We start from the raw sequence: 13,666 nt of genomic DNA, 5'->3' as shown, positions 1-13,666 counted from the left end.
CCTTGTGCAGTGGCGGGCAATCAGACGCTGAGCGTAGCCTGAACGGCCCGTTTCCACGCGCTGTATTTTTGATCGCGCAGGGGTTCGTCCATGTGGGGGGCAAATTGCGTCTCGCGGGCCCATGCGGCGGCAAAGCCTTGTTGATCGGGGTAAACCCCCGCCCGCATCCCCGCCAGCCACGCCACACCAAGGGCCGTGGTTTCGTGGTTCACCGGGCGGTCCACGGGGGCTGCGATGATGTCGGACAGAAACTGCATCGCCCAGTCATTTGCCGACATGCCACCATCCACGCGCAAGGTGGGCTGTACGCCAGTGGCTTTCCAATCCGCCGACATCGCCTCGAGCAGGTCACGGGTCTGGAAGCCGACGCTTTCTAGGGCCGCCTTGGCCATCTCGGCAGGGCCGGTGCCACGGGTCAGCCCAAAGGTGGCCCCGCGGCAATCGGGGTTCCAATAGGGCGCGCCAAGGCCGACAAAGGCAGGCACAAGAATGACGTTTTGATGCGGATCGGCCTGTTCGGCCAGCGCTTGGGTCTGTGCCGCGTCCGAGATGATTTTCAACCCGTCCCGTAGCCATTGCACCACAGCACCGGCGACAAAAATAGACCCCTCAAGCGCGTAGGTGGGTTTGCCGTCCAGTTGATAGGCGATGGTCGTCAGCAAGCGGTTGTTCGATTGCACAGGCGTGTCGCCGGTATTGAGCAGCGCAAAACACCCCGTGCCATAGGTCGATTTCAACATGCCCGGTTCAAAGCAGGCCTGCCCGATGGTGGCTGCCTGCTGGTCGCCCGCAACGCCGTAGATCGGGACCGCGCTGCCAAGGATACCGGCTTGTGTCAGGCCGAAATCGGCGGCGCAATCCTTGACCTCGGGCAGCATTTCCATGGGGATGTTGAGCAGGCCGCAGATGGTCTGGCTCCACCGGCCTTTGTGAATGTCATAGAGCATGGTGCGCGCGGCATTGGTGGCGTCGGTGGCATGGACGGCCCCGCCGGTCAGCTTCCAGATCAGAAAACAATCGACAGTGCCAAACAGCAATTCGCCCTTGGCAGCGCGGTCGCGGGCACCGTCAACATGGTCTAGAATCCAGCCCAGTTTGCTGGCCGAAAAATACGGGTCCAGCAACAGGCCGGTGCGTGCGGTGATCATCGGTTCGTGACCGGCATCGCGCAGGGTCCGACAGGTGTTGGCTGTGCGGCGGTCTTGCCAGACGATGGCGTTGTAAATGGGGGTGCCTGTTGTCTTGTCCCAGACAATGACGGTTTCGCGCTGGTTGGTGATGCCGATGCCGGAAATATCAGATGCAGCAATGCCCGCGCCTGCAATGGCATCGCGGCAGGTCGCGACGGTGGTGTCCCACAAATTCGCGGGGTCATGTTCAACCCAGCCCGATTGCGGAAAATGCTGGGGGAATTCTTGCTGCGCTTGGGCGGTCACAGCCATCGCGCCATCAAATACGATCGCACGGGTCGACGTTGTGCCCTGATCAATTGCAAGAATATAGGTCATGTGAATCCCCGTTGCGTTAGGTGAAAAAAAGCGGCCGGCACGAGAACCAGCCGCTGATCTGACCATCGGCTAATTGCCCCGACGGTTCAAGAAGTTGGGAAGGTCCGGGGCCAGTTTCGTGGCCCCGGAAAGGTCGTTTACTGCCAGGATTTGATCAACTCGTCATAGGAAACAGTGACGGGCGTTTCATCTTCGTTTTCAAGCTTCGGCTTTGGCGAACCGGGCTGCGACAGCCAGTACTCCGCATCCTTTTCTTCGTTCATCACCGGGCCAAGTTCACCCTGAACCCCTGCACGCTCAAGACGGATCAGGACTTTTTCCTGATCGGCGCAAAGGGAATCCAGCGCTTCTTGCGGGGTTTTCGCACCGGACATTGCGTCGCCGATGTTCTGCCACCACAGTTGGGCCAGCTTTGGATAGTCAGGGACGTTGGTGCCGGTTGGCGACCACTGAACCCGTGCAGGCGAACGGTAGAATTCGATCAGGCCACCCAGTTTAGGCGCGCGATCGGTAAAGCTTTGGTGCTGGATCGTGGATTCACGGATGAATGTCAGACCAACATGGCTTTTCTTTACGTCCACAGTCTTGGAGGTGACGAATTGCGCATAAAGCCAGGCGGCTTGTGCACGGTCCACAGGTGTGGATTCCATCAGCGTCCAGGAACCGGCGTCTTGGTAGCCGATCTTGGTGCCCTCAACCCAGTATGAACCGTGTGGCGAAGGGGCCATGCGCCATTTTGGCGTGCCGTCTTCGTTCATCACGGGCAGATCAGGTTCAACGGATGCTGCGGTAAAGGCAGTGTACCAGAACATCTGCTGGGCGACGTTACCTTGGGCAGGGATTGGGCCCGCTTCAGAGAATGTCATACCGGCAGCGGCAGGCGGCGAATATTTTTGCAGCCATTCGATTGCTTTGGTCACAGCGTAAACAGCCGCTGGCCCGTTTGTGGCACCACCACGCGCAACGCACGACCCGACGGGCTGTGATTTCTCGTTGACGCGGATACCCCATTCGTCGACGGGCAGACCGTTTGGTTCGCCCACGTCACCAACGCCAGCCATGGACAGCCACGCGTCAGTGTAACGCCAACCCAGTGACGGGTCTTTCTTGCCGTAGTCCATGTTGCCAAAGACTTCGCCTTCGACGCCAAGACGCGACAGATCGCGACCGGTGAAGAATTCAGCGATGTCCTCATAGGCAGACCAGTTGACCGGAACACCCAGATCATAGCCGTATTTCGCCTTGAAGTCGGCCTTGTTCTGTTCGTCGTTAAACCAATCGTAGCGGAACCAGTACAGGTTCGCGAACTGCTGGTCGGGCAGTTGGTAGACCTTGCCATCGGGACCGGTCGTGAAGGACAGACCGATGAAATCTTCGAGATCGAGGTTGGGGTTTGTCACAGCCGCACCTTCGCCCGACATCCAGTCGGTCAGGTTGCGCGCCTGCTGGTACCGCCAGTGGGTGCCGATCAGGTCGGAGTCGTTGATATAGGCGTCATAGATGTTTTCGCCCGACTGCATTTGCGTTTGCAGCTTTTCAACAACGTCGCCTTCGCCGATCAGGTCATGTGTGACCTTGATGCCGGTGATGGCCTCGAACGCGGGGGCCAGAACGTTGGCTTCGTATTCGTGGGTGCCGATTGTCTCGGAGACCACGTTGATGGACATGCCTTTGTAGGGCTCTGCCGCATCTACGAAAAACTGAAGTTCGGCTTCCTGGTCGGCGCGGGACAGCGTTGACAGATCGCCGATCTCGCTATCAAGGAATGCCTTTGCGGCATTCATGTCTGCGAACGCAGGCGCGCCAAGCATGCAAGCAGCAAGCCCGATCGCCGTGGTTCCTTTAAGTCGCAAGTTCATTGTTGTTCCTCCCTAAATTAGAACAGTGAAAGCAGCCCGGTTCTTGCACGCCGGGGTACCTGATCGACTACACCCAGCGAAAAACCGCGATGGCGTAGAAGAAACACACAATCAGTGCCCCCCATTGGGGTGCGCTGAGCAGTCCGAGCCAGGCCAGATTGATAAAGGCCGAACCCAGCAGCGTGATGAAAAGACGGTCACCACGGGTCGTTTCGATCCCCAAAACACCGTTGCGCGGCGTTTCGGGAAATTTGATTGCCAGCACGGTGAAGGTCACCAATGTGGCCGCAATGATTGCGAAGAAAGTGGCGGTCGGCCATGTCCATGCCATCCATTCCATTAGGTTTCTCCCTTAGACGCGCCCAAGGGCAAAACCCTTGGCGATGTAGTTGCGAACAAAATAGATGACCAAGGCACCGGGCAGGATGGTCAAAACCCCGGCTGCGGCCAGCACGCCCCAGTCGATACCCGATGCGCCCACGGTGCGGGTCATGGTGGCGGCAATCGGTTTGGCATCGACGCTGGTCAAGGTGCGGCTCAGCAGCAGTTCAACCCAGCTGAACATGAACAGGAAAAATGCCGTCACCCCGATGCCCGAGGCGACCAGCGGCGTGAAGATCTTGATGAAAAACCGCGGAAACGAATAGCCGTCGATATAGGCGGTCTCGTCGATTTCCTTGGGCACACCGCGCATGAACCCTTCGAGGATCCAGACCGCCAGCGGGACGTTGAACAGGCAATGCGCCAAGGCAACAGCGATATGCGTGTCAAACAACCCGACCGAGCTGTAGAGCTGGAAGAACGGCAGGGCGAAAACCGCGGGCGGGGCCATCCGGTTGGTCAGCAGCCAGAAGAACAGGTGCTTGTCGCCCATGAAGGAATAGCGGCTGAACGCATAGGCCGCCGGCAATGCCACCGCCAGCGAGATGACCATGTTCATCACCACATAGGCCATCGAGTTCAGATAACCGGTGTACCACGAGGCATCCGTCAGGATGGTCAGGTAGTTGTCAAAGGTCAGGTCCTGCGGCCACAGGGTAAAGCTGTTGAGGATCTCTGTATTGGTCTTGAGGCTCATCATCACCAACCAGTAGATCGGCAACAACAAAAACAGCAGATACAGGCCCATCACCACGGCGCTGCCATTCACAGACGGCAGACCAAGCCCGCGTTTCTGGGGGGACTGGATAAAGTCGGACATCAGTTGCCATCCCTTTTATCAAGGTTCGTCATGACGGTGTAGAACACGTAAGACACCAGCAGGATCACCAGGTAATACATGATCGAGAACGCCGCCGCGGGGCCAAGGTCGAACTGCCCCAGGGCCATCTTGACCAGATCGATCGACAGGAAGGTTGTCGCGTTGCCGGGGCCACCGCCCGTGACCACAAACGGTTCGGTGTAGATCATGAAGCTGTCCATAAACCGCAGCAGAATGGCGATCATCAACACGCCCATGATCTTGGGCAGCTCGATAAAGCGGAACACTTTCCAGCGGCTTGCCTGATCGATTTTCGCGGCTTGGTAATAGGCGTCGGGGATGGATTGCAGACCGGCATAGGCCAGCAGGGCCACCAGCGACGTCCAGTGCCAGACATCCATCACGATGACTGTGATCCAGGCGGCGGTGGAATCCTGCGTATAGTTGTAATCAATGCCAAGTGCTGCCAGCGTGTGCCCCAACAGGCCGATATCGACGCGGCCAAAGATCTGCCAGATCGTGCCAACCACGTTCCACGGGATCAGCAGCGGCAACGACATCAGCACCAGACACAGCGATGCCCAGAACCCTTTCTTGGGCATGTTGAGCGCGACAAAGATGCCAAGCGGAATTTCGATGGCCAAGATGATCAGCGAAAAGATGATCTGACGCCCCAGAGCATCCCACATCCGTTCAGAGCCAAGCATTTCCTCGAACCACTCAAGCCCCGCCCAGAAGAACTGATTGTTGCCAAAGGTGTCTTGGACCGAATAATTCACCACGGTCATCAGCGGGATGACGGCAGAAAAGGCGACCAGCACCAGCACGGGCAGAACAAGAAACCATGCTTTTTGATTGACTGTCTTGTTCATGATCAAGCCCCCATCGGCGCGATGCGCCAGCTGTCGGAATACACATTCACACCTGCGGGATCGAACACGATGCGGTTCATATCGGGCGTTATTTCAGCCCCTTCGGCAGCGATCACGTTGATCTCGGTGCCTTGGAAATCGGCGCGCACGATTTTGTGGCGGCCTACGTCCTCGACCCGTTTGATGGTGACGGGCAGACCGCTGCCGCCTGCGTGCAAACTGGTGAACTCGGGCCGCACGCCCAGTTCGACATTGCCCTTTGGTGTGCCGAAACCTTTGCCCAGCGAAATCTCTGTCCCGCCCAGCACGGCCTTGTCACCATTCACCTGCGCGGGCAGCAGGTTCATACCCGGAGAGCCGATGAAATAACCGACGAACGTATGCTCGGGCGTTTCGAACAATTCCTGCGGCGTGCCCATCTGGACGACGCGGCCATCATACATCACGACGACCTTATCGGCAAAAGTCAGCGCCTCGGTCTGGTCGTGGGTCACGTAAATCATCGTGTGACCGAATTCATGGTGCAGCGATTTCAACTGCGTGCGCAATTCCCATTTCATATGCGGGTCGATCACGGTCAGCGGTTCGTCAAACAGCAACGCATTCACGTCTTCGCGCACCATGCCACGGCCCAGCGATATCTTTTGCTTGGCATCTGCCGTCAGTCCGCGCGCCTTGCGGTTCAACGTGTCTTCCATCCCGATCATCGCGGCGATCTGTTGCACCCGGTCCTTGATATAGGCCGGATCAGCACCCCGGTTGCGCAGCGGAAACGCCAGATTGTCGCGCACGGTCATGGTGTCGTAGACCACGGGAAACTGGAACACCTGCGCGATATTGCGCTGTGTGGTGGGGGCCATCGTCATGTCTTTGTCATCAAACAGGATGCGACCCTGACTGGGGTGCAACAGGCCAGAGATGATATTGAGCAGGGTGGATTTGCCGCAGCCCGATGCCCCAAGCAGCGCATATGCTTCGCCGTCGGACCAATCAAGGTTCAGTTCCTTGAGCGCAAAATCGTCTTCGGTGACGGGTTTGGGCAGATAGGAATGTGCCAGATTATCGAGGGTGATTTTTGCCATGTCGTGCTCCCTCAGGCTGCTGTTGCATAGGATGCAGGGGCGACCGACGTGCCGTCTTCTGCAAAAATATAGACGTGGGCGGGGTCCAGATAGACATCCAGCATCGTCCCGATCTTGAGGTTTTTGACCCCGTGGATCAGGCCAACCCAGTTTTCCCCGTGGTGATCCAGATGCACGAATGTTTCCGATCCGGTGATCTCGGTCACGTGCAGCTTGGCACTAAAGGACAGCGCAGTCGGGTTGGGCTTTGACAGCTCCAGATGGTTGGGGCGGAACCCGGCCAGATAATCGCCATCGCCAAGGGTTGCGAATGTGCCGGTGGCAGGGGCGGTTTGACCGTCGCCAAAAGACAGGCTGTCGGCGGATTTACGGACGCTGACGAAATTCATCGGCGGGTCGGAAAATACACGGGCTGTGGTTGCATTGACGGGTTGGCGGTACACGATCGGGGTGCGGTCAAACTGGGTGATCCGGCCTTCCCACATCGCGGCGGTATTGCCGCCCAGCAACAGTGCCTCTTCGGGTTCGGTGGTGGCATAGACAAAGATCGAACCGGCTTGCTCGAATATCTTCGGGATTTCGGCACGCAGTTCTTCGCGCAGTTTATAGTCAAGGTTGGCGAGCGGTTCGTCCAGCAGCACCAGTCCGGCGTCCTTGACCAAAGCGCGGGCAAGGGCGCAACGCTGTTGCTGCCCGCCGGATAATTCCAGCGGTTTACGGCCCAGAAACGGGGTCAGCTTCATCAGTTCGGCAGCATTCAGGACGGCCTGGTCAATCTGGTCTTTCGACTTGCCCAGCAACCGCATCGGGCTGGCGATGTTGTCATAGACCGACATCGACGGATAGTTGATGAACTGTTGATACACCATCGCCACGCCACGGTCTTGCACCCGCATTCCGGTCACGTCCTTGCCGTTCCAGATCACCTTGCCGGTGTTGGGCACATCAAGGCCCGCCATCAACCGCATCAGGGATGTCTTGCCCGCCGAAGTAGGCCCCAGCAGCACGTTCATCGTACCGGCGCGCAGTTCCAAATCCGTGGGGTGAATATGTGTCTGGCCGTTCACGACCTTGGACACACCCTCTAGAACGAGTGACATTAACCTCTCCCTTTTCGCAGCGATTGCTGCGTCTCGCTGGTGGTTTGCGGCGCGTTTTGCGCCATCCAAACATCCAGTTTTTCAATTTCTTGCGCCGTCATGCGCAGCCCCAGTTTCGAGCGCCGCCAGACCACGTCGGCGGCCTTGCGGGCAAATTCATTCTTGATCAGCCAAAGCACTTCCTGCGCGGTCAGCTTGGCCCCGAAATTCTGCCCCAGGTCGGCCTCAAGGGCCGCATCGCCCAATACCTCGAAGGCATCGGTTCCATAGGCCTTGACCAGACGGGTCGCCCAGGCGGGTGTCAGAAACGGGTACCGCGCCGCAAGCCGTGCGGTCAGATCGGCAACACCATCGACCGGAAAATCACCACCGGGCAGGGGCACGCCGGCAGTCCACGGCCCCGTGATTTCGGGGAAATACGGCGTGATTTTTTCAAGCGCGGTTTCCGCCAGCCTGCGGTAGGTTGTGATCTTGCCGCCAAAGACATTCAGCATCGGCGCGCCTGCGGTTTCATTTACCTTGAGCACATAATCGCGCGTGGCCGCCGTCGCCGATGTCGCCCCGTCATCATACAAGGGGCGCACGCCCGAATAGGTCCAGATAATGTCGTCGGTCGTTACGGGTTTCTTGAAATAGCTGGACGCGAAATTGGCGAGATAGGATTGTTCTTCGGGGGTGCATACCGGCTTGGTGCCGACATCGGTGTGTTCGGCGTCGGTGGTGCCGATCAGGGTGAAATCAGTCTCGTAGGGGATGGTGAAAATGATCCGCCCGTCTTCGCCTTGGAAGAAATAGCATTTGTCGTGGTCATAGAGCTTTGGCACCACGATGTGACTGCCGCGCACCAGACGCACCCCTTCGGTGGAATTGATCCGCACGGTGTTGCGAATGACGTCTTCGACCCAAGGGCCGCCAGCGTTCACCAACATCCGCGCGCGCACCACACGGGTTTCGCCATCCCCTTGGGGGGCCAGCGTGACGTGCCAGATGCCCTTTTTCTGTTCGGCTGACGCCACTTTGGTTTGGACATTGATCCGGGCACCGCGGGCTTGGGCGTCGCGGGCGTTCAGAACGACCAAGCGGCTGTCTTCGATCCAGCAGTCGGAATATTCATAGGCCTTTTCAAAGCGGTCCTGCAGCGGGGCCCCTTCGGGCGTGCCGCGCAGATCGAGCGACGTCGTGCCCTTGAGGATCTTTCGGCCGCCCAGATTGTCATACATGAACAGACCCAGCCGGATCAGCCAGGCAGGTCTGCGCCCTTTCATCCACGGCATCACGACATTGAGCAGTTTCGATGTGGGGGTGTCGCCCTCGAAGCGCATATCGCGGTGATAGGGCAGGACAAAGCGCATCGGCCACGAGATATGCGGCATGGCGCGCAACAGGGTTTCGCGTTCGATCAGCGCTTCGCGGACAAGGCGGATTTCCCAATATTCAAGATAGCGCAGCCCGCCGTGAAACAGCTTGGTCGAGGCAGATGACGTCGCCGAAGCCAGATCGTTCATCTCGGCCAGTTCAACACTCAGCCCACGGCCTACAGCGTCACGGGCGATACCGCATCCATTGATGCCACCGCCAATGACGAACAGATCGACCACGTCATGATGTTCGTGCTGGCTCAATGAAGCCCCCCCCGCATTCATTTTGCGTCGCAGCCTCCCAGCGTGCGATTGGCCACAAAGGAACACCTAAACCCGATAGAACGCAATAACGAATGTTCGTTTTTGTTCCTTTTTGCAGAACATGCTGGAAACAGGCGATTTTTCGGAAGGTTTATTTTCTGTCTTGGGCGGTTTGTTCGGATTTGCGACGATTCGAGCACTTGACGCTCGGGCAAGACTGCTGATTGTTGCAGGGGCGGCGCATTTGGCAGGGTAGGGCCTTGGCCGCAGGATCCGGCTGGTACCAAGGAGGGGGCGATGGTCTCGAACTTCAGGCAAAAAGAGATACTCGAGCTTGCGCGCAAGGACGGCAAGGTCATGGTCGACGACCTTGCCCAGCATTACGAGGTGACGGTGCAGACCATTCGCCGTGATCTGTCCGATCTGGCCGAAACCGGTCAGCTTGAGCGGGTGCACGGCGGCGCAGTGGTGCCCTCGGGTGTGGTCAACATCATTTACGAAGAACGGCGGCGGCTGAACGATGCGGGCAAAAAGGCCATCGGTGTCAAATGCGCCCAAGCCATCCCCGAGGGCGCGTCGGTGTTCATGAACATCGGCACCACGACCGAAGCGGTTGCGCGCGAATTGCTGGATCACGAAAACCTGCTGGTGGTCACGAACAACCTGAACATCGCCAATATTCTGGCCGCCAACCACAGTTGCGAAATCATCCTTGCGGGGGGCGTCTTGCGCCGCGCTGATGGTGGCATTGTCGGGGGGATGACGGTGGATATGGTGAAGCAGTTCAAGTTTGATTACAGCGTTCTGGGCTGTTCGGCGATTGATGCGGATGGGGATCTGCTGGATTTCGACGGTCAGGAGGTCATGGTCAGCAGCACTGCAATCCAGCGGTCGCGCAAGGTCATGGTCGTGGCAGATCACCTCAAGTTCCAGCGCACCGCCCCGCTGACGATCGGGACCTTGGGCGATGCGGATGTGTTGTTCACCGATGGCGCGTTATCGGCTGAACTTATGGCGAATTGCGCGGCATGGGAAACCGATGTGGTGATCGCATAGCGCGCGGTTTGGCTGGCACCGAGGCTGGCACCGAGGCTGGCACCATGAAAGGGCAGGGATGAAGGAACGCGACAACACCGGCTGGATCTTCGTGCTGCCCGCCGTGCTGGTACTGGGCCTTGTGGGGCTGGTGCCGCTGATCACCGTGGTGAACTATTCCTTCTTCGAGATTTTCATTCTGGATGCGCGGTTCTGGATCGGCACGGAATGGTACGAGGCGATCATCGGGTCGGGCCGGTTCTGGGCCAGCTTTGGCCGCAGCACCTTGTTTTCGATGCTGATCCTGAGCGTGCAAATCCCGCTTGGTATCGCCATTGCGCTGTGTATCCCCAGACGCAAGATGTGGGTCGGGATCACCCTTGCCGTGGTGGCGCTGCCGCTGTTGGTGCCGTGGAACATGATCCCGTCGCTGTGGCTGGCGTTGCTGAACCCGGACAGCGGCATTTTGGGGCGCGGGCTGGGGGCTGTCGGGTGGCCTGCGGATTGGAAACTGTCGATCCCGCATACTTGGGCCGTGTTGGTGGCGATGGATGTCTGGCACTGGACCAGCCTTGTGGTGATCTTGTGCTATAGCGCGCTGACGACGATCCCCGCGTCCCATTATCAGGCCGCCGCGATTGACGGGGCGGGCCCTTGGCAGGTGTTTCGTCACATCCAGCTGCCGCAGCTTTATCATGTGTTGCTGATGGCGGTTTTGCTGCGGTTCATGGATTCCTTCATGATCTATACCGAAGCTTTCCCGATCAATGCTGGCGGGCCGGACGGGGCCACGATGTTTCTGGCAGTCGACTTGGGCGAAGAGATCAAGGCCTTCAACTATGGCCCCTCGGCGGCACGGTCGGTGATCTATTTCCTGATCGTGTTGACCGTCGCCTACAGCTTTAGCAAAGCCCAATCCAAGCTTAGCGAGAGGCAAGCGGCATGAAGGGCACCACAGGTCTGATACGCATCGTCAAAGCCGCCTTGTTGCTGGCCTTTGTGGTCTTTGTCAGCCTGCCGCTGGTGCAGATGACGATGATCAGCTTTGTCGCCACGCTTGGGCACCCCGATGCCGAACTGGGGGCGTTCACCCTGCGCAATTACCGTGGCATTTTCACCGACCCGAACCTGCGGTCGGCTTTCGCCAATTCCATCGCCTATGTTGTGATCAATATTTGCATCACCGTGCCGGTTGCGATCCCTGCCGCCTATGCGTTTTCGCGCCTGTCCTTTGTGGGGGACAAGCACTTGTTTCTGGCGTTCATCGCATTTCGCATCACCCCGCCCGTGGTGTTGACCCTGCCGATCTTCCAGCTGTTTTCATCGCTCGGGATTGTGAATTCCGTCTTTGGCATCGCGCTGGCGCATTGCCTGTTCAACCTGCCGATTTCGATCTGGATCTTGCAGGGGTTCATATCGGCAGTCCCAAGGGAAATGGACGAAACCGCCTTTCTTGACGGCTATTCGCGCCGTCGGTTTATCTGGAAGATCCTGCTGCCCCTGATCGCGCCGGGCATCGCGGTGACGGCATTCTTTTGCTTTATGTTCTCGTGGGTCGAGGTCGTGTTCGCGCGCATCCTGACCACCACAAACGGCAAGCCGATTTCGATGGCGTTGAACGCCTTGTTCGGGTTTCAGACCGATATCGGGTTGGTGATGGCGGTCACGGTCGCGTCGATGCTACCGGGGGCCGCGCTGCTGTTTGCGATGCGCAGCCACCTGTCACGCGGGTTCAAGATCGGGCAGGTCTGACGTTCAGGTGATCACATCAGGCGTGGTCCGGCCAATGGTCGCGGCCATGTCGCTGACATCCTGTGCGGCGGCCCAAACATCGGCAAGGGCCGCTTGGGTGTCCAGCGTGATGTCGCCATCAGCCCCTGAATACTGCTCAAGATACAGGCGGATGGTAGCCCCTTCGGTACCCGTACCAGACAGACGGAAAACCGCGCGCGCACCGCCCTCAAAGCCGATCCGCACCCCTTGGTTTTTGCTGACGGACCCGTCGACCGGATCAAGATACGAAAACTCGTCAGCGGTTTTCACCGTCAATCCGGCCAGTGTTTTTCCCGCCAGATCAGGCAGTTTCGCGCGCAGGTTTTCCATCAGACGGTTGGCCTTGTCCGACGCGACTGCCTCGAAATCATAGCGCGAATAATAGTCGCGCCCGTAGGTCTGCCAGTGCTGCGTTAGAATGTCGGCGACCGATTGCTTGCGCACGGCCAGAATGTTCAGCCACAACAGCACGGCCCACAACCCGTCTTTCTCGCGCACATGGTTTGACCCGGTACCGGCGCTTTCCTCGCCGCACAGGGTAACCTTGCCGGCGTCCAGAAGGTTGCCAAAGAACTTCCAGCCGGTGGGGGTCTCGTAGGCTGCGATGCCCAGCTTTTCGGCGACACGGTCGCTGGCGGCACTGGTGGGCATCGACCGCGCGATCCCTGCCAAACCGTCGCGATAGGCGGGGGCCAGATGCGCGTTGGCCGCCAGAACGGCAAGGCTGTCGGACGGTGTCACATAGGCCCCGCGGCCCACAATCATGTTGCGGTCGCCGTCACCGTCGGACGCGGCCCCAAGGTCTGGCGCATGTTCGGACATCATCAAATCCATCAGCGATTTTGCCCAGATCGGGTTGGGGTCCGGATGGCCTTTGCCAAAGTCCTCAAGCGGGATGCCGTTGACCACGCTGCCTGCGGGTGCCCCCAAACTGCCTTCGAGAATGGCCGTGGCATAGGGGCCTGTGACCGCATGCATGGCGTCAAACTGCATGGTGAACCCACCGGCGAACAAGGCGCGGATCGCGTCGAAATCAAACAGATCGGCCATCAGCGCCTGATAGCTTTCGACCGGATCAACCACGCGGATCACCATATCGCCCTGTCGGGTTTCGCCCAACTGGCCAAGGTCCACATCGTCAAAATCGGCGATCTTGTAGCGGCTGATGGTTTGGGTGATCTCGTATATCTGCGCGGTCAGTTTTTCAGGGGCAGGGCCGCCGTTGCTGGCGTTAAACTTGACGCCGAAATCCTCGTCGATGCCGCCGGGGTTATGGCTGGCCGACAGAATGAAGCCGCCATTGGTCTTGTTCAGCCGGATCAGATGCGACACGGCGGGCGTGGACAAGATACCGTTTTGTCCGACGATCACTTCGGAGGCACCATTGGCGGCGGCCATTTTCAGGATCGTCTGGATGGCCTGCTTGTTGAAATAACGACCATCACCGCCCAGAATGAGCCGCCCCCCGGCACCGCCGCCGATGGCATCAAAGGTCGCCTGAATGAAATTCTCAAGGTAGTTCGGTTCCATAAAGACGCGGGTTTTCTTGCGCAGACCAGATGTGCCGGGAAGCTGCCCTGCAATAGGTGTTGTCGGGGTGATCTGGCTGGTCAT

At 58.7% G+C, this 13,666-nt stretch carries 12 protein-coding genes; 3 read left to right on the top strand and 9 right to left on the bottom strand.

Annotation, left to right across the window (positions count from 1 at the left end; all coding sequences use genetic code 11):
• Positions 1–20: 20 nt before the first annotated feature.
• The 8 genes from glpK to glpD form a co-directional block, all read right to left on the bottom strand.
• Positions 21–1,508: a glycerol kinase GlpK gene (glpK, locus tag HGT1_RS02575; protein WP_176248424.1), complete on the bottom strand. Its 1,488-nt coding sequence runs from the start codon at positions 1,506–1,508 to the stop codon at positions 21–23.
• Positions 1,509–1,645: 137 nt separating this feature from the next.
• Positions 1,646–3,367 (bottom strand): ABC transporter substrate-binding protein, encoded by a 1,722-nt coding sequence (locus tag HGT1_RS02570; protein WP_176248423.1) that lies wholly within the window; start codon positions 3,365–3,367, stop codon positions 1,646–1,648.
• A gap of 67 nt (positions 3,368–3,434) precedes the next feature.
• Positions 3,435–3,707, bottom strand: coding sequence for a DUF2160 domain-containing protein (locus HGT1_RS02565; protein WP_176248422.1), 273 nt, complete (start codon positions 3,705–3,707; stop codon positions 3,435–3,437).
• 12 nt (positions 3,708–3,719) lie between these two features.
• Positions 3,720–4,568, bottom strand: a complete 849-nt coding sequence (locus tag HGT1_RS02560; protein WP_176248421.1) for a carbohydrate ABC transporter permease — start codon at positions 4,566–4,568, stop codon at positions 3,720–3,722.
• Complete coding sequence (locus tag HGT1_RS02555) at positions 4,568–5,440, bottom strand: carbohydrate ABC transporter permease (protein WP_176248420.1); 873 nt, start codon at positions 5,438–5,440, stop codon at positions 4,568–4,570. Before HGT1_RS02555 ends, HGT1_RS02560 begins: the two co-directional genes overlap by 1 nt.
• Before the next feature lie 2 nt (positions 5,441–5,442).
• A complete protein-coding gene (locus HGT1_RS02550) occupies positions 5,443–6,522 on the bottom strand; it encodes an ABC transporter ATP-binding protein (protein WP_176248419.1) in 1,080 nt (359 codons plus the stop codon).
• An 11-nt stretch (positions 6,523–6,533) separates the two neighbouring features.
• On the bottom strand, positions 6,534–7,622 hold the full coding sequence (locus HGT1_RS02545; RefSeq protein WP_176248418.1) for an ABC transporter ATP-binding protein: 1,089 nt from the start codon (positions 7,620–7,622) through the stop codon (positions 6,534–6,536).
• Positions 7,622–9,244: a glycerol-3-phosphate dehydrogenase gene (gene glpD, locus HGT1_RS02540; protein ID WP_255200072.1), complete on the bottom strand. Its 1,623-nt coding sequence runs from the start codon at positions 9,242–9,244 to the stop codon at positions 7,622–7,624. The genes HGT1_RS02545 and glpD overlap by 1 nt, the downstream gene beginning before the upstream one ends.
• A 297-nt stretch (positions 9,245–9,541) precedes the next feature.
• On the opposite strand from glpD, the gene HGT1_RS02535 reads away from it, so the two are divergent.
• The 3 genes from HGT1_RS02535 to HGT1_RS02525 are packed head-to-tail and all read left to right on the top strand — an operon-like array spanning position 9,542 to position 12,031.
• Positions 9,542–10,300: a DeoR/GlpR family DNA-binding transcription regulator gene (locus HGT1_RS02535; protein WP_176248416.1), complete on the top strand. Its 759-nt coding sequence runs from the start codon at positions 9,542–9,544 to the stop codon at positions 10,298–10,300.
• Between the two features lie 58 nt (positions 10,301–10,358).
• Entirely contained in the window at positions 10,359–11,225 is an 867-nt protein-coding gene (locus HGT1_RS02530; RefSeq protein ID WP_176248415.1) for a carbohydrate ABC transporter permease, read from the top strand.
• Positions 11,222–12,031: a carbohydrate ABC transporter permease gene (locus HGT1_RS02525; protein WP_176248414.1), complete on the top strand. Its 810-nt coding sequence runs from the start codon at positions 11,222–11,224 to the stop codon at positions 12,029–12,031. Before HGT1_RS02530 ends, HGT1_RS02525 begins: the two co-directional genes overlap by 4 nt.
• Before the next feature lie 3 nt (positions 12,032–12,034).
• Here the strand turns inward: HGT1_RS02525 and HGT1_RS02520 are convergent, their stop codons facing one another.
• Positions 12,035–13,666: an alpha-D-glucose phosphate-specific phosphoglucomutase gene (locus HGT1_RS02520; protein ID WP_176248413.1), complete on the bottom strand. Its 1,632-nt coding sequence runs from the start codon at positions 13,664–13,666 to the stop codon at positions 12,035–12,037.

This window comes from Sulfitobacter sp. HGT1 (genome assembly GCF_013282155.1).
Lineage (GTDB): Bacteria > Pseudomonadota > Alphaproteobacteria > Rhodobacterales > Rhodobacteraceae > Sulfitobacter.
Note: the sequence above shows the minus strand (reverse complement) of the source record. Positions and strands in the feature narration are given on the sequence as shown.